Here is a 19,962-nt window from a genome sequence, read left to right on the forward strand (position 1 = left end):
ACTGTGACAGGTCAAGATAAATATCCCCTATCAGTAAACTCTTAAATCGAGGCAATCAATGCTATCGATAGCCTGAAGACAGAAGGTAGTACATATATTTATACGCGGCCGGCCATCGAAATAACGACGAACTTAAGTCCTTGTCTTATCCCGTTCGGGCTATATGGAGCACTGTGAACCCGCGCGACTCCTTGGAATACGAACCCGTATTCGGTCTCAAACCCAAACGCAAAAACGGCGACGTTGTTTCCAACGCCGCCGCCCGACCACGAACCAATGAACCAAGAAGGGACCTTCCTATAACGGCCGCCCCTCCATGCCGACCTGCGCGCTTCGCGAAACACCGCGTTTAATGATCAACGCAGCTGCCGCAATCAGCGAAGGTATCGCGAGCAATCCGAAGATGGCGCTAAAACTTACGCCGGCTTGTAGCAGGAAACCGCCCGTCGACGCACCGAGGATTCCCCCGAAGCGGCCCACGCCCAGCATCCAGGCAACGCCTGTCGCTCGTCCGCTGGTTGGATAGAACGCAGCAGCCAAGACCGGCAAGGAGGATTGCGCGCCGTTCATGCAGACACCGGCCACGAACGTCAGCGCACCGAGCCACATGATGCTCGCCGATTGCTGCCCGACCAGCCACACAAAAAAACCGGTCAGCACATAGGTGACGGCAATGACCCGATGCGGCTCGAAGCGATCCATCAGCCAGCCGACCCCAATGGCGCCGATGCCGCCGCCAAGCGGAAACAGCGCCGTCACAATGGACGCTTCGCGGATCGTAAAACCGGTATCGCGGATGAGCGTCGGCAGCCAGCTCGTCAACAGGTAATAGACAAGGAGCCCCGCGAAATACGTGATCCACAGGAGCATCGTCCCTGTCCGGAACTGGCTGGACAGCACAACGGCCAATCCACTCCGTTTTTGCGAATCGGCATTCTCGGGCAGCACGAACCGCAGGTTCTGCAAGGGAACCTCTGGGGCGATCCTGCGAAGCACCGCGGAGATCTTCTCGACCGGCCAGCCGCGCAGCACCATGAAGCGGACCGATTCCGGCAACACGATCAACACGACCGAAAGCGCCAACGGCAATACCCCGCCGACCACAAAGACGCTGCGCCAGCCGAAATGCGGGATGATCATCGCGGCGACCAGGCCGCCCGCCGAAGCACCAACGGTGAAACCGCAAAACATCGTGTTGACGATCAACGCACGCATGCGGGCCGGCGAATACTCGGACATGAGCGTGGTGGCGTTGGGCATCGCGGCGCCAAGGCCGATGCCCGTCAGCAACCGCATGACGGCGAGCATGGAAAGCGAAGTGGAAAAAGAGCACAGCACGCTGAAGACGCCGAACGACAGCACCGAGCCGATCAACACACGCTTTCTGCCAATCCGGTCAGCCAGCGGCCCTGCAAACAGCGCCCCTATGGCCAGCCCGAAGAGCGCGGCGCTCATCACAGGCCAGAGCGCTGCCTTGGTCGGATGCCATTCCTGCACGAGCGCCGGCGCGACAAAGCCGATGGACGCCGTATCGAAGCCATCGGCGGCAACGATCAGAAAACACAAGATAAGGATCATCCACTGATACGGCGAAAATCGCCGTTCGTCGATGAACCGCTGTACATCGAGCGTGCCGTCAAGCTGGGCCATGTCTGTCTCCTGCAATGTTTTTTTAATGACGACTACAACGTGCAACGCGCCAGATCAGGCCGGGCGGTCTTCTTCATCGAAGATCTTCTGCGCCAGATGAAATGCCGAATTCGCCGCCGGCACGCCGCAATAAATCGCCGTCTGCAACAGCACCTCCTTGATTTCTTCGCGCGTGACGCCGTTGTTCCTCGCAGCCCGCAGATGAAGCGCGAGTTCTTCGCTGCGATTGAGCGCGACCATCATCGAGATGGTCAGGAGGCTGCGGGTATGGCGCGGCAAGCCGGGCCGCGTCCAGATATCGCCCCATGCATATCGCGTGATCAGATTCTGGAATTCGGTGGTGAGGTCGGTGCGATTTTCGAGCGAGCGCGTGACGTGCGCATCGCCGAGCACCGCGCGACGCACTGTCAATCCCGCTTCGTAACGTTCGTCTTCGGTCATGTCAGTCTCCCAGGAATTCGAGCAGCGTTTTGGTGAAGACGCTCGCTTTTTCGATGTTCGACAAATGCGCGGCATCGAGCTCGACATATCGCGAGCCTTTTATGTACCCGGCCAGTTCGCGGCCTTGCTCAGCGGTCGTGGACTGGTCGTGCGTGCCGGCGACCACGAGCACCGGCGCCTTGATGGTCTTCGCTTCTTCGCGAGCATCGGCATCGCGCAACGCTTCGCAATTCGCCGCGTAACCTTCGCCGGATGTATGGCGGAACACGTCGCGAATCCCCGACAACAACAGCGGATGGTCTGCGATGAAACCGGCCGTGAACCAGCGCTGCAGCACGGGATCGACAAGTGCGGACATGCCGCCTTCCTCGCGCGCCTTTGCGGCCCGCGGGTCCCACGTCGCAGCCGAGCCGATCAACGCCGCCGTGTTCGAAAGCACCACGCGCTCGAAGCGCTCCGGATGGCGCGCAGCAAGCGCGATGCCGGTGATGCCGCCCATCGACAGGCCGCAGTAATGCGTGCGCTCGATACCGAGCGAGTCGAGTAGCCCGATCACGTCCCCGGCAAGCTGATCGAGCGTGTACGGCCCCCCTGGCGCGTCCGAACGGCCATGGCCGCGCGTGTCGTAGCGCAGCACGCGATACTTCGCCGCGAGCGCTTCGACTTGCGGCGTCCACATGGATACATCACTGCCAAGTGAATTCGACAGCACGATCCAGGGCGCATCGTGGCCGGCTGAAGCATCGACGCGATAAAACAACTGGATACCGTTGACAGCGGCATAAGGCATTAAGAAGTGCTCCTGGATGTTTTTGAACGATGCAGGTTCAACGCGGCATCGACGAAAGCGGATGCCTGACCCGCGTAGTTGGCGGGATCGAGCAGAGTTAGCAATTGGGTAGAAGACAGATGTTGGGTGACGCGTTCATCGTTTGAAAGCACAGCGTGGAGCGTCGTTCCTTTCGCAACCGCTTCCTTCGATGCATGTTCGACGAGCGCATGTGCATCGAGCCGGCCGATGCGATCGCCAAGCGCCAGCATCACCGCCTCGCCGAGGATCAAGCCATGCGTCAAATTGAGATTGCCCGCAAGCCGCTGCGTGTTCACTTCAATATTGGAGACGATCGCTGTGATCTGCGCGAGCGCTCCGCCGGACAAACGGGCAAGATCCGGCAACGCTTCCCACTCGGCCTGCCAGCCGCCGAGCGCCCTTTCATGCTCCTGGACCATGCCGCTGAAAACGGTCGCCACCAGGTTCGGCGCGCGCATGGCGGCGGTCAAGACAGCGGCGCAGCCGACGGGATTGCGTTTATGCGGCATGGTGGACGAACCGCCTTTGCCCGCTGCGGCCGGTTCGGCGAGTTCGCCGACTTCCGTCTGCATATGCAGCGAGATATCGCGGGCGATCTTCCCCAGCGTACCGATCAGCATCCCGAAACACGCCGCCGCTTCGGCAATCCGGTCGCGCTGGGTATGCCACGGCAGCGCGGGAAGCTGGAGCGTCAGATCATCCGCCAATGCCTGCGCCACTTGCGGTGCCTTGTCGCGCAGACTCGCCAGCGTCCCGGCAGCACCGCCGAATTGCAGCACGAGCACGCGCGCGCGGCATTGCGCCAGACGTTCGCGATGCCGCGTCAGCGCGTCGAGCCATTGAGCGAATTTGAGACCAAGCGTAATAGGCAAGGCTTGTTGAAGCCACGTGCGGCCGATCATCGGCGTCGTGCGATATTTCTCGGCCTGGAGCGCGAGGGCCTCAGACAATTCGTCGAGCCCGGTCTCAAGCAAATCGAACGTAGAACGCAATTGCAGGACCGTGCCGGTATCGATGATGTCCTGGCTCGTCGCGCCCCAATGAACGAACTTGGCGGCATCGGCGTCCTTGGTTTTGACGGCGGCCGTCAATTGCTTGACCAACGGAATCGCGAGATTGCCGCCAGAGGCCGCGCCCGACATCAGCGTGCCCGCATCGATCGAATCGGCGTTGCACGCGGCCACGATCGCCTCGACCGCGTTTGCCGGAATCACACCATGCACAGCCGAAGCGCGGGCGAGTGCCGCCTCGACGTCCAGCATCGACTGCACGGTCTGGCGTGCCGACCACACGGCGTTCATCTCGTGCGTGCCGCAGATCAGATCGGTCAGGCGCCCGGTCGCAGAAAATGCCGCCTCGGACACGGACATCACACGCGCTCGATGGCGATCGCAATGCCCTGCCCCACGCCTATACACATCGTGCAAAGCGCAAAGCGTCCGCCCGTCCGGTGCAACTGGTAGGTCGCGGTGGTGACAAGACGTGCGCCGCTCATGCCTAGCGGATGGCCGAGCGCGATCGCACCGCCGTTCGGGTTGACGCGAGGATCGTCATCGGCGATACCGAGCAAGCGCAAGACGGCCAATCCCTGCGATGCAAACGCCTCATTCAGCTCGATCACATCGAACTGATCGATGCTCATGCCCAGCCGCTTCATCAATTTCTGCGATGCCGGCGCCGGGCCGATGCCCATCACGCGCGGCGCCACGCCAGCCGTCGCAATGCCCAGCACGCGAGCGCGCGGCACGAGGCCGAAGCGTTTGGCGCTGTCTTCATCGGCGAGGAGCAGCGCTGCGGCGCCATCGTTCACGCCCGACGCATTCCCTGCCGTCACAGTGCCGTCCGGTCGCACCACGCCCTTCAACTTGGCGAGTGCCTCCAGACTCGTCTCGCGCGGATGCTCGTCTTGCGACACCAGCACCGGGTCGCCCTTCTTTTGCGCGATGGAAACCGGCACAATTTCCTGCGCGAGCGTTCCGTCCTTCTGCGCACGCGCCGCTTTTTGCTGGCTGCGCAAAGCAAAGGCATCCTGGTCTTCGCGGCTCACCTTATAGTCGGTCGCGACGTTTTCGCCCGTTTCGGGCATGGAATCGACGCCATACATTTTCTTCATCAGCGGATTGACGAAACGCCAGCCGATGGTCGTATCGTAGATCTCCGCCTGACGAGAGAAAGCGCTGGTCGCCTTGCCCTGGACGAACGGCGCGCGGCTCATGCTTTCCACGCCGCCCGCCAGCATCAACGCCGCTTCACCCGATTTGATAGCGCGTGCCGCTACACCGATTGCATCCATGCCCGATCCGCACAAACGGTTGATCGTTGTCCCCGGCACTGAATCAGGCAAGCCGGCCAGCAAAGCCGACATCCGCGCGACGTTCCGATTGTCTTCGCCGGCCTGGTTCGCGCAACCGAAGATGAGGTCGTCCACAGCGTTCCAGTCCACGTCCTTGTTGCGTTCCATTAGTGCGCGCAGTGGCACGGCGCCGAGATCATCGGCGCGAACCGAGGACAACGCGCCGCCATAACGGCCGACCGGCGTGCGGATTGCGTCGCAAATGAATGCTTCTTTCATGCCCATCTCCTGTGTTGTCCTTTATTGCACCGTGACCGTCGAAGCCACGTCGAGCGGTTCGTACGTCAGGGGCACTTGCGCCAGTTTCTGAAGCTCGTCGAATGACAAGCCCTCGATAATTTCCCGCACCACGAATCCACTCGGCGTCACATCGAACACGCCGTGATCGGTGTACACGCGATCAACGCAATCCACGCCCGTCACCGGATAGGAACACTCGGCCACCAGTTTGCTCTCGCCTTGCTTGGTCAGCAGTTCCATCATCACGTAGACATGTTTGGCGCCGATCGCGAGATCCATCGCGCCGCCGACGGCCGGAATTGCATCGGGCGCGCCCGTGTGCCAGTTGGCGAGATCCCCTTTCGCGGATACCTGAAATGCGCCGAGCACGCAGATATCCAGATGACCGCCGCGCATCATCGCGAACGAATCGGCGTGGTGGAAGAACGCGCCACCAGTGAGCAGCGTGACGTGCTGCTTGCCGGCGTTGATCAGTTCGTCGTCTTCCGCGCCTTTTTCCGGCGCGGGTCCCATCCCGAGCAGACCGTTTTCGCTATGCAGAAAAATCTCGCGATCAGCCGCGAGGTGATTGGCGACGAGCGTCGGCACGCCGATACCCAGATTAACGTACGCCCCTTCCTGAATGTCGCGCGCCACGCGCTGCGCCATTTCATCACGGGTGAGTTTTTTCATATCGATGTCCTTTGTTTATGCCGCCAACTCAGCGGCATGTACGGCTTGGCGCACTTCGATCACGCGCTGCACGAAAATCCCCGGTGTCACGATGTCTTCCGGATCCAGCGCGCCCAGCGGCACGACTTGCGAGACCTGCACGATTGCCGTCTTTGCCGCCGTCGCCATGATCGGCCCGAAATTGCGCGCCGTTTTCCGATACACCAGGTTGCCCCAACGATCGCCCTTGAACGCCTTGATCAACGCGAAATCAGCATGCAGCGGCGCTTCGAGCACGTAATGCCGGCCATTGATAAGACGCGTTTCCTTGCCTTCAGCCAGCTTCGTACCGTAAGCCGTCGGCGTGAAAAACCCGCCAATGCCGGCGCCCGCCGCACGAATGCGCTCAGCGAGATTGCCTTGCGGCACGAGTTCGAGCTCGATGTCTCCCGCCCGATACAAGCCGTCGAACACTTGGGAATCGCTTTGCCGCGGAAACGAACAAATGATCTTGCGCACGCGTTTCGCTTTGAGCAGCGCAGCAAGTCCGGTCTCGCCGTTGCCCGCATTGTTGTTCACGATCGTGAGTTCACGCGCGCCCTGCTCGATCAGTGCATCGATCAATTCGGACGGCATGCCCGCCGTGCCAAATCCGCCGATCATCACGGTCGCGCCGTCCTGAACGTCCTTCACCGCCTGACTCAGCGAGTCGAAAATCTTGTTGATCATGCTGTTCCTTCCTTTGACTGAATCGAAGTGCACTGCTTGCATTTTAAAGTTCGCTGTGCGAACATCGATTCGTTTAGCGAACAAATGTCATGGTATTCCCGCATTCGTTGCGCTGTCAATGAACCTCGGGTTTGTCCCGATGAGCCGGTGCAAAGGACAAGATCACGATGACCACCCTCCCTCAGGAAAGCGACCTGCCCGACACGGACTCGGCCTCCCGTCCCGGCGACGCCTATGTGCAGTCGTTCGCGCGCGGTTTGTCGGTGATTCGGTCGTTCAACGCGTCGCGTCCCGCGCAAACCTTGTCCGAAGTCGCGGCGGCATCGGGCCTGACGCGCGCCGGCGCACGACGGATCCTGCTGACGTTACAAGCGCTGGGTTATGTAGAAGCAGATGGTCGCCAATTTACGCTTACGGCGAAGATCCTCGATCTCGGTTTCGCGTATCTCACGTCCATGCCATTCTGGAACCTCGCCGAACCGGTCATGGAAGAACTGGTCGGCCAGGTGCACGAAAGCTGTTCGGCGGCGGTGCTGAACGGCCCAGAAATCGTCTATGTTCTGCGTGTGCCTACGCACAAGATCATCACCATCAACTTGTCCATCGGCAGCCGTTTGCCGGCGTTCTGTACGTCGCTAGGACGCGTGCTGCTCGCCGCACTCGATGACGACACACTCGACGCCCTGCTAGACGCCAGTCCGCTCGAAGCCCGCACGCCCCGCACCGTCACCGATAAGACCGCGCTCAAGGCCGCACTCACCGTGGTGCGCAAACAAGGCTGGGCCATCGTCGACCAGGAACTGGAAGAAGGCCTCATTTCGATGTCCGCGCCCATTCGCGACCGCCAGGGCCGCGTGATTGCGGCGCTGAACATCAGCGGCAACGCGCAGCGCAAGAACGCCAGGCAGATGGTGAAGGCGTTCCTCGATCCGCTGCTCGATGCAGCGCAGCGCGTGTCTGAAATGGTCGCAAGGCGCGGCTAGATCATGGCTGCCTCGAAACCCGGCGACCTCGCGCTTCAAGATCTCGATCTGAACCTGATCCCGTATCTCGTCGCAATCGAAGAGACGCGCAACGTCAGTCGCGCGGCCGAACGGCTTGGCGTGAGCCAGCCGCGTGTCAGCACCGCGCTGGGACGGCTGCGTACGTACTTCAACGATCCGCTGTTCGTGCGGACTTCGCGTGGCATGGACCCCACACCGCGCGCTTTGGCACTCGTACCCGTGGCACGCGAAGCGCTGAACCGCATCGAACGCGGTCTGCTCGACACCCGGCATTTCGATCCCGCCGTGACGACCGATACATTCGCCATCGCGCTATCCGACGTGGGCGAAATCGTCTTCTTGCCGCGCCTCTTGCAGACGCTCGCGAACGTGGCGCCCCGGGCGAATTTGCGATCGGTATCGTTGAGACACGATCAGGTCGAGCGGGCGCTGGAAAGCGGCGACATTGATCTGGCCGTCGGTTATTTCCCAGACCTCGATGGCGCCAACTTCTTCCAGCAGCGGCTCTTTTCGCATCGGTTCATCTGCCTGATGCGGCGCGATCATCCGTGCGCGCACGGGCCGCTGACGCTCGCGCAGTACATCGAATGCGGCCACGCGGTCGTGCGCGCGGAAGGCCGAAGCCAGGAAATCCTAGAAAATTTCCTCGATAAAAAACGCATCCGCCGCCGTGCCGTGCTTGAAACGCCGCACTTCATGAGCCTGCCGTTCATCCTCTCGCGTACCGACCTGATAGCGACCGTGCCGCACGCGATCGGCTACGCGTACGTGGCGGAACACGCTTCCATCACGCTTGCCGAGCCGCCGCTGCCCTTGCCTAACTTCGACCTGAAGCAGCACTGGCACCGGAAGTTTCACAACGATCCCCGAACGACTTGGCTGCGCGGCTTGGTGGCGTCGCTCTTCAACGATGAACTCGATGAATGGCCGAAACGCCCGAACGTAACTCGCTCCATCGATAAACGCCGCTAAACTGAGCGCTTTGTTTCCTGCCGGGAAAGTGTCATGGATGGATTGACCAGCTTGCGCGTCTTCCGCGATGTCGTCGAAGCCGGCAGTTTTGTGAAGGCGGCCGAACGCCTCGATATATCGACCGCGATGACCAGCAAACATGTCGCGAACCTGGAGCGGCAACTCGGCGTGCGCCTCCTGAACCGGACCACGCGGCATTTGAGCCTCACCGAAGCCGGCAGCGTCTATTACGAACAATGCCGTGAGGCGCTCGACATACTGCAGGCCGCCGAATCCGCAGTGGGCTCGCAAACCGACAAACCTCGCGGCGTGCTGAAGATCACGGCGCCAGGCTGGTTCGCTAATGCAAAATTCGCCGATATCCTGGTGGCCTATCGAGCGCGATATCCAGAAGTGCTGATCGATCTGCGGCTGGAAAACCGCTTCGTCGATCTGGTGGAGGAAGGCTACGACATGGCGTTGCGCGCGACGTCCGAACCTTCGCCTACCATGATCGTCCGGCCACTGTGCAAGGTCCCTTTCGTGCTGGTGGGTTCGCCCGGCTACTTGAAGCGTCGTGGCCGGCCGCAGCATCCGCGCGAGATAGGAGAACGCCATGAAATCATATTGCCGACATACACCAGCGTGGACAGTGTCGAATTCAACGGCCCGGATGGCGTGTTCACCGTCAAGAACAACGCCGTACTGAAGACCAACGATAGCTCCATGTCGCTCCAGCTCGTGCGCGCCGGGCTCGGCCTTGCTTACATGCCGGAATGGATCGTGGAACAGGATCTCGCGTCGGGGGCGTTGACGCATCTGTTCCCCGCTTACACGACCTTCGCGCCGCGCGTCTACGCGGTCTACACGAGCCGCAAATACATGACGACCAAGGTGCGGACGTTCATCGATTTTGTCTCCGAGGCACTCTCGAATGATGACGGGTTCGACACACACGGCCCGTCAAACGCGGCCCGAAAACTAGGATAAATCGTATTCAAAACGTGTCACTGCCCGTGTGAAGATCGCGCCGATTCGCTATTTAAAGTTTCGTTGAAGCGACCTTCTACTTTCAAGACAACTCCGTCGGGCTGGTGATGAATTTCCCCTGGTTTCCGTTGATCCTCAATTTCGTATTGCTGGCCGCCGCCATCCTGATCTGCAACGCGCTGAACAATGCGCGACGCGAGCCTGTCTGGAATGGTGCGCTACTTTTTGTCGGCTTCTGCATTCTCGCGATGGTCCTGGATTTCGCGCTGACCTTCGTCTTCGCGTCGGCAACTACCACGGACAAGGAGCGCTACATCGATTTGTCGTCCTTATCCGCTTGTGGTGAGCGCGCGATTGCCTACGTAATTCCATGCGCCGTTGCGGCCGTCATGGCGCTCAGATTCCGGATGCGCGACCGGAGCCATGAAGAGCCTTCGGTGATGATCCAAACGTCCGAGTACACGCAGTCCGAATTGCGGTATTGAACGACGTTGTTGTCAGACAGCGGGCGCTTTGACGGAATGAACGCAATTTGCTTCGCGGAGGAGTGAATTGCTCGGAACTCCGCTCGAAAATGAGTTCGCCGGTTCAAAATTTGGAAAGTCTCTGATATACTTTTCCTCTTTCGGGGCGTAGCGCAGCCTGGTAGCGTACCTGCATGGGGTGCAGGTGGTCGGAGGTTCAAATCCTCTCGCCCCGACCAAGTATTTATAAGGCTCTCCGGCTTTTTGTCGGGGGGCCTTATTTCGTTCGATTAGGTGTTTTCAGGCTTCATACCCTGACATATACCCTGACAACGTCGGGGGCTGGGTGCTTCCCTCTGAATGCGAAGACAATACGACGCAAACAACAATCAAGGAGTCGCCGTGACAGGGTTTTCCGATGCTGCCATTGTCTTTGCAACGTTCGCCGGTCCCATCGCAGCGGTACAAGTACAGAAATTTTTAGATAGGCGTGGGGAACGCGAGCACCGCCGCGTCCAAGTCTACAGGGCATTGATGGCGACTCGGGTCAACATAAACTCACCACAGTATGTGGATGCGTTGAACTCAGTCCCCCTTGAATTTCACAAGGTCGAGCCGGTCATGACCGCCTATAGCGATTTCATCGGTCACTTGAACACCCGTGACGACTCACCAAATAACACTTGGGCGCAGACGCGCCAAAACCGCTTCATCACCTTGCTTCAAGTGATGGGCAAAGCACTTCGTTACGATTTCCGGGAAGCGGAGTTGACCGACCACGCCTATTTTCCGACTTGGCAACTTAACTTGCAGACGGACCAAGAAATATTGCGAAAGGGTCTCGTTGATCTAATGAAGGGCGAGAAATCGATCCCGATGCAAGTGACGGGCTTTCCGGGTGATCCCACAATCGCTGAGAGCCACAAAGCCATACAAGCCCTCTTGCTCAAGGTATTGACGGGTGATGTAGTGCTAAAAGTAAACGTGCAGGCCCCGGATGGCACCTCAGCCAAACCGGCGGGGGACCAATGAGCGTGCTTACGTGCAAGTGGCTTGCCGTCATCGCGTTGCTAACTGTCACCTTCCCCGCATGGGCGGATTTAAACGATTTTTGCTACGAGCGCGCCCATTTCGCCCGGTTAGTCGCTGAGGATAGAGACGACAAAGTCGCCAACCAAGACGAAAAATATGCGCTCTCCTCGTGGGAAAACACTTTATCCAATAAGGGCGCGCATGAAATCCAGCGGCACAAGGAAATCATCGTTACCGCCTTCGAAATAGCGCCTACCCAACCCCCGCTAGTATTCGAAGAAACCATATTGCAAACCTGTCTAAGGCATCCTGAGATGTACCGTTAGACCCAAGAATGGGCAACGGTCCGCATTTGTGAAATTGATTGCCAGAAAACTTACGCACCGTAAGGGATTTGCCATGACTGAAAAAAAGACGTTTGCCCGCGAACCGATCCCCGGCGGCTTGGTGATATCGAAGGCCGATGCCGCTGAGAGACAACTTAAGACGGCAATATGGTTATGGTTTCATAATTTCGATCCCGTACCTATTCACGCGCTCGCTTGCGCAGCACTCAAAATATTGTGGAAGCTCCACCAAAAACACGGCACCGGCTATCAAACCATGCGTGACCGGGTGATAGAGCGTGTCCAGCCTGAGCATCAAAAGTCGTTTATCGAAGTGCTGAATGAAACCGAAAATTTCATCAAGCACGCGGATCGTGACCCTATGGCGTTTCACACCTTCAATCCTCGTGCTACCGATTTCGTCCTTATGGATGCGGTAGCCGCGTTGCAAGCGCTCTCAGGCGTACTACCGATGGAAAGCCGCGCCTACATGGCTTGGTTCTTTCTTCATAACCCCTCACTGATTACCCGCAACGACAATCAGTATCAGCGGCTTATCGAAAGCGCACGTGAGATCAAAATCGATAACGTCGGGCGCGAAGACTTCTACCGCATGGTCTGTGAAGGATTCATAGTCAATCAACGGCGGCAAGCAAGTGAGCATTCTGCGATGGAAAAGCGTCTTGAGTAGCACCCTATCGAACTGGTAGGTTGAAAAGTGAAATTGATTGCCAGAAAGCTTACGATATTGAAAGATATACCCCAAAAATCCCGCAAAGCCTTACTGGATAAGGCTCCCCCAGATACCACAAGCTCAAACCGGAAAACGGACCAAATACCACAAGCTTTTCACCCTTCTTTTTGAGGGAAAAACAGAGCGACACCACAAGCTCTAATTCCCTCAAACCCTTACCCAGCAAGCCCCCCCCAGATACCACAAAAATTACCACAAGCTATTTGTGGTGTTGTGGTGAAGGCAATACCACAAACCACAAGGCAGGGTGTTCCCTTTAGGGAACCCTGCAATGTGTGGGGTGCCCGGTTTAGTCATCTTGGGTAACCCAAATATAGTTACCGGCTCGGCTGTAAATCTTTGTCTTCACAAGCTGTTCTATTGCCCGTTGGGCTTCTTGTTTTTGATGCTTACTCCCTTTATGCACCATGAGAGGGGAGACGTGTTTTACACACTCATCGAACATCAATGTAAGTTCACCATTTGGCGCATTGCTCACCGTGCTGTGTGATTCGGCAAACAGTGGTTTCAACGCGTCATAAGCAATGGTTTCTTTGCCTTCGGGCACGGCTTTAGGCTGTTTTGCTGGTTTCCCTTTTGCTGGTTTCTCTTCGTCATCAAGCGGCACGAGCACGGCACCTGAGATTTCCTCGCCATCTTTATCTATCCCCAGCGGCACGCCAACAATCCGATACCGGAAACCCTCATTTCGTTTTTTGTTATCACGCAGCTTGGGCACCTTCCACGCGCTGATTTCCCCTTTTTCGTCTGGCGTCTCACTTTCAATGGTGATGATCAAATCCCCCCCGCTAGGGGCGCTGCTGTGCCCGCGTCCCCGGATAGGTCCGTTACCCTCTGGCGGGTGATGCAAGGCCAACACGCACCCGCCTAGACGCTCTTCGATCCTCACTAGACCTGCCAATAGCTCGCCCATGCCTTCAGAGGTGTTTTCAGCGGCCCCGCGCGATGCTGCGGCTAGCGTATCGACAATGACAAGCCCGTCTTTTCCACCGTCCGCTTCGATCTCATCGCATAGCGTTTCAATGTCATCAGCGTTACGTAAGTCGAACCGGTCCCGGTAGAAACACACGTTCTCTGAGAACGGCTTACCGTAGTGGGATTCGAAGGCTTGGATGCGCTGAGGAAGCCCGCTTTGGCCTTCCAAGAAAATGTGCGACACGTGACACGTCTTGGTGCGGAACCCGAAAAACCACTCACCTTCGCTCACACAGTGGGCGAGGTACATGGCCCAAAGCGTCTTACCCGTGCTCCACCTGCCAATAACCGAGTGCTGGCCGGTACGGGGCAACACCTTGGACACGAGCCATTCAAGGGGCGGCTCATGCCTGATCGATGCTGAGGTTTTGCCCTCATACCTTCGTTTTACCCGCACAGCCTTATCCATCAAGGCTAAGGCGTGTTCTATACCCAGGTCATCAAGCCCCATGTTTTTGTCGTATTTGTCGGGCCACAGCAAGTGCGATGCGCCCACCTTGGCTGCGTCTTGGGCAGATTTCAAGGCACCGGCCCCGGCATCTTGAGCAATAAAAATCGGGTTACGCCTACAGTGCTCGCGCACCGCTTTTGCCACGGTCGGAAACCTGCCGATGCCCCCCACTGCGATCACGAAATCATTGGGAAAGTACGTGTGCAATGCCTCAGCTATCGCCACGCCTTCAACAATGATGATTCGCTTGTTGCCCGGCTGGGGAATGATGCCCCCGGCGCAATAGAACGAGGTGCCAAAATGGTCTTGGTAGACGTTCTTTTTCTCACCTTCGCTATCAATGTATTGGTACGTGATAATCCGGCCATCGAAATTACGGAAGGGCGCGGCCAGACAGTTTTGATGCTTGCCCGCACCGCTGGGCACGAAACGGATATCAGCGGTCTTGGCTAAGTTCTTCTTTTTCGCGTAGGGGTGAGACTGCACGAGCACCCCGGAAAGGTACGATTTCCACAGGTCTTCATTCTTCGCTATTTGGAGGTCTGAGGGCTTCTCAGGCTCGGGGATAGGCCCTGGGCTATCCACGCCCTTGATAACCCCGCTGTGGCCCGTATAGGTGCCTTTGGGCAGGATCGATACCCCGCCGATATCGACAAGGGCCGCCCCCGTAATCGATACCCATTTGCTGGGCGTCCACCCGGCTTTCTTCGCGTGGAAATACAGAGTGCCCACGGTGTATCGCTTGCCCGTGCCCGTGTAGGGCTTCTTAGCCCAATCCACGGCATCCCAGAATGGCTTGTGTTCGTGAAGGCTTCCGGCCTGTTTGCTCCACGCCTCAATTTCTTTGTCTGGCACACCGCCTTTGACGGCACCTACCACCATTTCAAACCAATCGGGGCGGGTGCTCTCCGGGTCACACTGCTTTAAAGCTGCGCTTGCATCGTTATATTCATATTTCGTCGGAGTCAGCTTTCCAAGCGTGACATTAGAAATGAATTTCTGCACACCATTAAAATGCTCAGACATAATGCAACTCGCTTAAAAAGTTGATAAGCGAAGTAATGCCCACTCAATAATGACCTATAATCATTTCTTGAAAGGGTATGGCTTCGTTGTGGGTTTACGCGCTGTAAATTGCTTCGCGGCTTATTCTTTTGAGTTAGGTCTGTTTCACGGTTAGATTCACACTCGCTTAAGGCCCGGACGCCCCCATACACCCGTCCGGGCTATTTTTTTGCGGCGTCTACGTATTCCTGCAAAGCCTTGCGGGCTATGACTGTGATAGGCTGGCCGGAATCCCTAGAGCAAGCCCGCACGGCGTTCGCTAGCTCTAATGAAACCCACACGGCAAGCTTCTGCTCCTGATTACCTGCAACCGGTCTTCCCCGGCCTCGTTTATCCGGTTGCTTTTCGTCCGGTTGTGCAAAGGTGATAGCCATTCGTTACCCCGCTGGGTTGAAGATTGGGATTATTATTACCCTGTGATTTCGACAAGTAAAGATTATTTTCTAAGGGAGTAGAACGTTGTGATAGTTAATACGATTTCTTCGAGAGAAATTAATCGAGTCATCCGGAAAAAATCATTGCCAAAACCCACTTTTATTCAAATCTACGTGAAAATCAATGATAAGCCCGTGCTGGCGAGTCATCAGGTTTTGAGGTGGCTGTGACGCTCAGCGGGCCGGGCTTAGCGCAAGTCGCTGGTTGTCAAAGGGTCTGGCTGTGGCAATGGATTGCACGGATTTCTCATCATGCGAAAAAAAGCACGCGCGGCGCGGTTCCGTCGGTCATGCCTGTACGAAAACCCCCTGTGTCCAAAACTCCCGGCCTAAAGTCGATAATGGCTAGGTTTTGGACATACCGCCACGGCATGCCCGAAATCGTCCGTTTGTGGGCGGGCTAGATTGGCGAATCACACAAAAAAACGCGTGGGGGCGTGTCTGCCGTCTTGCTCGTGCGTGAGCGTCTAAACCATCCGGCATCGAGGGGCGGCACAAACGGGAAGACTTGCACCGGCACCGCATATGCCGGGCTTTCCACAAGGGCGGGCGTGGGGCGTGGTCTACGCGTTCTCATCGTCACTCACTTGTCCAGGTCTATCGAGTGAAGCGGGCTAAATACGCTTGGGCGGCTTCACTCATGCCCGGCCTAATGACTACGCCCGCCCCGGCATACCGATTCGGGTTTTGCCCTTCGTGCTCACGCAAAAACGTAGCGGCCTCATATCGGCTTATCGGCATCTCACCGACATAAGCGGGAGCGGCACGAGGCTGGGGCTTGTCGATATCTACGAGGCTTCGCATGCTCAGTCTGTTCTGCACCTCTTCACAGAGCACGCACCACGCGCGGTATCGCCCCTCACCTACCTGCACGAAATCTGTAAATGGTTTGAGGCTGTCACAGCCCTTGCAACGCTTGCGCTGGGAAAGCTCAAGAGCGGTGAGCCTAATCGCGCGACGCTCAGCGGCCCTGCAAGCTTGGCATGTCTCGCCATATCCGCGCCCCGTGGCAAACGCCGCGATAGGCTTGGTTGTGTTGCACGAGGGGCAATGCTGCTGAGTTGCGGGGAGTTTCGCTAATGCGCGCTTTTCACGCTTGGCCGCACAGATACAAAACTTGCATTGCCTACGCAAGCTCCCGCGCTCCCCGCCATTCATATAGAAGTCACTCAGCGGCTTGGACTTGCCACAGCTTATGCACGTAGCGCACTCCGCCGGTACGGCAAGCGGGGCCACGGGTCGATTGATTACTACGCCCATTTGCTCCCCGCTGGGTTAATTCAGCGTGAATGAAGCCACGAACGAACTAGGCGCACGGCTCACCACAATCAAACCCACGGCAAACGGGATCGATACCGGCCCGCTATCGGCAGTGCCGCCGTATGAAACCAAGGGCGTTGCCGTGGCAAGGGTCAATCCATCGAAGAAAGAGCAATTCATATCCCCGTTACGCCTCGGCAAGCTCGCATCAAACAAGACTTGGCTGGCCGCTGCACCGACAGGGCTAATGTTTGGGGAGTCTGCACGTACCCTCGTCAAAGTGCCCGGCGCGGTTGCAAGGACTTGGCTTTGCGGCGGGCTACCTGCACTAATCGTGATGCTCGGCATTTTCGTTGCTCCAATTCATTTGTGAAAATACCCCGGATATCTTTTGCCTAGTTGCATGGTGCTATCTGGGCTTGTCCCGGATTCACACCACAGGCTATAAAGCCGGGGTTTCGTCGTGCGTTCGGTCATCTAACACTTATTAGCCCCGTGGCACCTGATACCTATGGCCTAATTGCCCCCCCGATACGTTTGGTTTTAATTAGCTGCCCGGCATGCCGCTAGTAACGCTTTGCTAGCTGATCTTCGCTAAGCCCTCTTGCATGCTCTTGCATGGCTGGGTTTTCTTCCATATCGAGAAGGTGACGTACAAAAGCCTGATCGCGCGGCTCTCCATTCACCGTCCAAAAGTATTCATCGTGCTCACCGTTGCCACCGTATGAAACGTACTGGCATATCACCTGTGCCCGCATGATTTCGACTGCCACGCCCGGCACGCTAAATTTCTTATTCGCGGCCATCATGCGATTTGTGCGGGCTAGCTCTTGGATACTCTCGATTGTGTGTCGGCTCACGTTGATTACCTCAAGTATGTTGTGTCTTAATTAGCTGGCCCCGCCTCTGGTTACGTCAGATTCACGCCAGTGCGGGTTTTTAAGGTGTCCTACGCGTGCCGCCCTCCATTCGAAAACAGGGCTGATTTTTTTCCCTAAATACCCTTCTCTGTTGTGCCTAGCTCTTCAAACGCCCCGGCCCCGCCCGGCATACTCGCTTTACCCCGCTATCTCGTGGTGTTCGTGAGGGGTCGCGGCTTCCTTTCTATGCACTTCCCGAAAATGCCGGGGGTTTAGAGTCAATTTGCCGTAGAAACTTCGTGCGCCATGAGCGAGTTAGCTATCGAAATAACATGATCTACCTAGGCCGTATGCATTTTTTTGGTTTGGTTAGGCTGTGGTTAGGTAACCATTCTGCAATCAATTGCCACGGCTCACTAAGTTTGACGACACAGACAATTGCGTTAGTGTCTGGTTTTGTTCGCTGGCTCCCGGCTCATAGCTCGGTCTAACCGCAGTTCGTTCTCAAGCTCTTGCCCCGCTTGCAGCACGCCAGCGCACATAGCTTCAAAATCCGCGCGATGCTCGGCAACGATAGACGGCATGATTTTTTGCATGTACTCATGCACTCGGAAAAGCTCTGCGGCTACTTGACGCTTGCGGGTCTGCTCGCCCACCACGGGGCACAAAGCAAGCGCCTTTACCGCCTTTAATTCTTGGGCCACAACCTCAAACGCCCGGCGCGTGGTTTCGCTCGGCACTGGCTTATCCATTAAACACCCCACTGCGTTCAAACTCGGAAATGCCGATGCACTCAATGAGCATGGCTATCTCGCTCTTGCGGCTGGCAAGCTCCCGGCGCACGTTGCACAGGGCATCTAAAACGGGCTGGGTGCCGTTGGCTTCAAGAGCGCACAGCAAAGCCACCTCGGCATGCTGCAAGCGCTCTGCGGCCCTGCATACACGGTCTAGCTCAGGGCATGCGGTCATAGCTCTTCACTCTTTCAACACCGGCGGCGAAAGCCCCAATTTCTGAGGCACGCCGTCAAGATAGATAGCGCTCTGGATGCCTACGCCCCGAAATTGCTTGTAGGTTTCCTTGAACGAGCTAACCGGGCGTGTGTACGGGTTTGGGTTGCCCTTCTGGCCGGTTGCAAACTCAAGAATTTCCCGCCCGGATTGGTCTACGCGCTTCACTTCAACGAGCTTGCCCGCTTCAACGTCACGGGGGCGCAAATAATTTGCGGCGGCCTCTTGGTATACCCGCTTTTCGGAATCGTCAAAAATCCCCGGCGGCTCGCGTGAAAAATCCAGCCGGGCAAGGCTCGTGTTTGCTTTCAACTTATCGCAAATGCGCTGCCGGTACTCGCGTGGCGTCTCATTAAAAGGCACGGGCATGAGCTTTCGATTCTTTTCGAGCACGTCACGCGCGGCCTCTTGAATCCGATAGATTTCGTCCCGTTCAGCGGGGGTGTCTGCACCATTGCCCGCGCCATACCGCCCGACTTCACGCGGGTGAAGCTTATTGCCGCCCGGCCCCATGTATTCGCTCATTTTGTACCTCGCATTAGCGCGTCATATCGGGCGCTGCCTTGCCGGACATATTCAACGCCCGAAATATCGGAACCCGCGTGATGCGTGACGAATCTATGAATTTGCACGCCTTCATTGCGCCACGGGTTCATCCACGCTTTTGAACCCTTGAAAGTGCGAATCTCACGCCCGGAATTGTCGAATTTCACACTCATGGTCAGGCCGTCGCTACTGGCGTGCGTGGTGCTTTCCCGTGCCTTCCGCCGTTCAATGATTTCGAGGGCTTTGCGCAACTCGGCGGCGTCATGGGCCTTTTGCTCTTGGTCGTTTAACCATCCGCTCATACTGCCCCCTGCGTCTGGAGCCTAAGGGCTTCTATATCGTCGTCTTTGGGGCTACGAAGTGCCATAACCGTCACGAGCTTTGCAAGGTCGTTTAGCGGGGTTTCGACATAACGAAGCAAGCCCATAAGCTCGCAATATTCCTTTTCGTTCTGGGTCAAACGCCCCGTTATCATTTCCTCAAGCGCCTCACGCGTGTGAAGCATTTCGAGTGCGAGCGCTACGGCTTCCCGGCGTTGCTTCGTTGCCTGTGCGTAGTCTGGCTTTCCCGCATACCATCTAAGCGGCTTGTGGCCCGCTTTGCGCATTTTCTCACCCAAGGATTCAAGCCCCGTGGCCTTGCTTTCCTTCACTTCGTCACTCATACCGCCTCCATTGATTGACCGGCGCGGCGGGCTTGCATGGCCTCTGCATAGCGCTGGGCTAGCTCGGCATCGGCCTTGATTGCGTTATAGACCGTTGCGGCGCTCGGTAGCGAAATATCCGCGTCGCAAATCTCTTCAACGGTTTTGCCGGTCTGCATTGACCTTGCAACAATCATTTCAAAAACGATTGCGGGAAAGAAACGGCGTCCTGCACTGCGATTGCCAATCACGTTCATGGGCTTGCCCCTCGTGTGTCGTTCTAACCATTAGAGCAAGACGGGCATCTAACTTGGAATACATGCA

The 19,962-nt window shown here is 57.3% G+C and carries 23 protein-coding genes and 1 tRNA gene; 9 read left to right on the forward strand and 15 right to left on the reverse strand.

Annotated features, from left to right (window positions below):
• Positions 1–297 precede the first annotated feature (297 nt).
• The 7 genes from HB633_RS13065 to HB633_RS13095 are packed head-to-tail and all read right to left on the reverse strand — an operon-like array spanning position 298 to position 6,875.
• Positions 298–1,650: an aromatic acid/H+ symport family MFS transporter gene (locus tag HB633_RS13065; protein ID WP_213778506.1), complete on the reverse strand. Its 1,353-nt coding sequence runs from the start codon at positions 1,648–1,650 to the stop codon at positions 298–300.
• 54 nt (positions 1,651–1,704) lie between these two features.
• On the reverse strand, positions 1,705–2,091 hold the full coding sequence (pcaC, locus tag HB633_RS13070) for a 4-carboxymuconolactone decarboxylase (RefSeq protein WP_213778507.1): 387 nt from the start codon (positions 2,089–2,091) through the stop codon (positions 1,705–1,707).
• 1 nt (position 2,092) lies between these two features.
• The gene (gene pcaD / locus HB633_RS13075) at positions 2,093–2,881 is read right to left on the reverse strand and encodes a 3-oxoadipate enol-lactonase (protein WP_213778508.1); all 789 of its coding nucleotides are present in this window, start codon (positions 2,879–2,881) and stop codon (positions 2,093–2,095) included.
• Positions 2,881–4,272, reverse strand: coding sequence for a 3-carboxy-cis,cis-muconate cycloisomerase (locus HB633_RS13080; RefSeq protein ID WP_213778509.1), 1,392 nt, complete (start codon positions 4,270–4,272; stop codon positions 2,881–2,883). The genes pcaD and HB633_RS13080 overlap by 1 nt, the downstream gene beginning before the upstream one ends.
• A complete protein-coding gene (gene pcaF / locus HB633_RS13085; protein WP_213778510.1) occupies positions 4,272–5,474 on the reverse strand; it encodes a 3-oxoadipyl-CoA thiolase in 1,203 nt (400 codons plus the stop codon). Before pcaF ends, HB633_RS13080 begins: the two co-directional genes overlap by 1 nt.
• A gap of 21 nt (positions 5,475–5,495) precedes the next feature.
• Positions 5,496–6,167 (reverse strand): 3-oxoacid CoA-transferase subunit B, encoded by a 672-nt coding sequence (locus tag HB633_RS13090; protein WP_213778511.1) that lies wholly within the window; start codon positions 6,165–6,167, stop codon positions 5,496–5,498.
• A 15-nt stretch (positions 6,168–6,182) separates the two neighbouring features.
• Positions 6,183–6,875, reverse strand: a complete 693-nt coding sequence (locus HB633_RS13095; protein WP_213778512.1) for a 3-oxoacid CoA-transferase subunit A — start codon at positions 6,873–6,875, stop codon at positions 6,183–6,185.
• 167 nt (positions 6,876–7,042) lie between these two features.
• On the opposite strand from HB633_RS13095, the gene HB633_RS13100 reads away from it, so the two are divergent.
• The 8 genes from HB633_RS13100 (at position 7,043) to HB633_RS13135 (ending at position 12,333) form a co-directional block, all read left to right on the forward strand.
• On the forward strand, positions 7,043–7,858 hold the full coding sequence (locus HB633_RS13100; protein WP_213778513.1) for an IclR family transcriptional regulator C-terminal domain-containing protein: 816 nt from the start codon (positions 7,043–7,045) through the stop codon (positions 7,856–7,858).
• Positions 7,859–7,861: 3 nt separating this feature from the next.
• Positions 7,862–8,851 (forward strand): LysR family transcriptional regulator, encoded by a 990-nt coding sequence (locus HB633_RS13105; protein WP_213778514.1) that lies wholly within the window; start codon positions 7,862–7,864, stop codon positions 8,849–8,851.
• A 33-nt stretch (positions 8,852–8,884) separates the two neighbouring features.
• Positions 8,885–9,820 (forward strand): LysR family transcriptional regulator, encoded by a 936-nt coding sequence (locus tag HB633_RS13110; protein ID WP_213778515.1) that lies wholly within the window; start codon positions 8,885–8,887, stop codon positions 9,818–9,820.
• A 107-nt stretch (positions 9,821–9,927) separates the two neighbouring features.
• A complete protein-coding gene (locus tag HB633_RS13115) occupies positions 9,928–10,305 on the forward strand; it encodes a hypothetical protein (protein WP_213778516.1) in 378 nt (125 codons plus the stop codon).
• Between the two features lie 141 nt (positions 10,306–10,446).
• Positions 10,447–10,523: transfer RNA gene (locus tag HB633_RS13120), tRNA-Pro, on the forward strand.
• Between the two features lie 163 nt (positions 10,524–10,686).
• Positions 10,687–11,316 carry a DUF6680 family protein gene (locus tag HB633_RS13125; RefSeq protein WP_213778517.1) on the forward strand — a complete coding sequence of 210 codons (630 nt, stop codon included), beginning with the start codon at positions 10,687–10,689 and terminating at the stop codon, positions 11,314–11,316.
• A complete protein-coding gene (locus HB633_RS13130; protein WP_213778518.1) occupies positions 11,313–11,642 on the forward strand; it encodes a hypothetical protein in 330 nt (109 codons plus the stop codon). The genes HB633_RS13125 and HB633_RS13130 overlap by 4 nt, the downstream gene beginning before the upstream one ends.
• Positions 11,643–11,715: 73 nt before the next feature.
• On the forward strand, positions 11,716–12,333 hold the full coding sequence (locus HB633_RS13135) for a hypothetical protein (RefSeq protein ID WP_213778519.1): 618 nt from the start codon (positions 11,716–11,718) through the stop codon (positions 12,331–12,333).
• Positions 12,334–12,685: 352 nt separating this feature from the next.
• Here the strand turns inward: HB633_RS13135 and HB633_RS13140 are convergent, their stop codons facing one another.
• Positions 12,686–14,848 (reverse strand): AAA family ATPase, encoded by a 2,163-nt coding sequence (locus HB633_RS13140; protein WP_213778520.1) that lies wholly within the window; start codon positions 14,846–14,848, stop codon positions 12,686–12,688.
• A gap of 1,758 nt (positions 14,849–16,606) precedes the next feature.
• Between HB633_RS13140 and HB633_RS13145 the strand changes: the two genes are divergently transcribed.
• The gene (locus tag HB633_RS13145; protein ID WP_213778521.1) at positions 16,607–16,954 is read left to right on the forward strand and encodes a hypothetical protein; all 348 of its coding nucleotides are present in this window, start codon (positions 16,607–16,609) and stop codon (positions 16,952–16,954) included.
• A 193-nt stretch (positions 16,955–17,147) separates the two neighbouring features.
• Here the strand turns inward: HB633_RS13145 and HB633_RS13150 are convergent, their stop codons facing one another.
• The 7 genes from HB633_RS13150 to HB633_RS13180 form a co-directional block, all read right to left on the reverse strand.
• A complete protein-coding gene (locus HB633_RS13150; RefSeq protein ID WP_213778522.1) occupies positions 17,148–17,390 on the reverse strand; it encodes a hypothetical protein in 243 nt (80 codons plus the stop codon).
• Between the two features lie 494 nt (positions 17,391–17,884).
• Complete coding sequence (locus HB633_RS13155; protein WP_213778523.1) at positions 17,885–18,193, reverse strand: hypothetical protein; 309 nt, start codon at positions 18,191–18,193, stop codon at positions 17,885–17,887.
• On the reverse strand, positions 18,186–18,362 hold the full coding sequence (locus HB633_RS13160) for a hypothetical protein (protein WP_213778524.1): 177 nt from the start codon (positions 18,360–18,362) through the stop codon (positions 18,186–18,188). The genes HB633_RS13155 and HB633_RS13160 overlap by 8 nt, the downstream gene beginning before the upstream one ends.
• A 54-nt stretch (positions 18,363–18,416) precedes the next feature.
• Entirely contained in the window at positions 18,417–18,974 is a 558-nt protein-coding gene (locus HB633_RS13165) for a hypothetical protein (RefSeq protein ID WP_213778525.1), read from the reverse strand.
• The gene (locus tag HB633_RS13170; protein ID WP_213778526.1) at positions 18,971–19,297 is read right to left on the reverse strand and encodes a hypothetical protein; all 327 of its coding nucleotides are present in this window, start codon (positions 19,295–19,297) and stop codon (positions 18,971–18,973) included. Before HB633_RS13170 ends, HB633_RS13165 begins: the two co-directional genes overlap by 4 nt.
• Complete coding sequence (locus HB633_RS13175) at positions 19,294–19,659, reverse strand: hypothetical protein (protein ID WP_213778527.1); 366 nt, start codon at positions 19,657–19,659, stop codon at positions 19,294–19,296. The genes HB633_RS13170 and HB633_RS13175 overlap by 4 nt, the downstream gene beginning before the upstream one ends.
• A complete protein-coding gene (locus HB633_RS13180; RefSeq protein WP_213778528.1) occupies positions 19,656–19,895 on the reverse strand; it encodes a hypothetical protein in 240 nt (79 codons plus the stop codon). Before HB633_RS13180 ends, HB633_RS13175 begins: the two co-directional genes overlap by 4 nt.
• Between the last annotated feature and the right edge of the window lie 67 nt (positions 19,896–19,962).

It is taken from the genome of Caballeronia sp. dw_276, assembly GCF_018449635.1.
Lineage (GTDB): Bacteria > Pseudomonadota > Gammaproteobacteria > Burkholderiales > Burkholderiaceae > Caballeronia.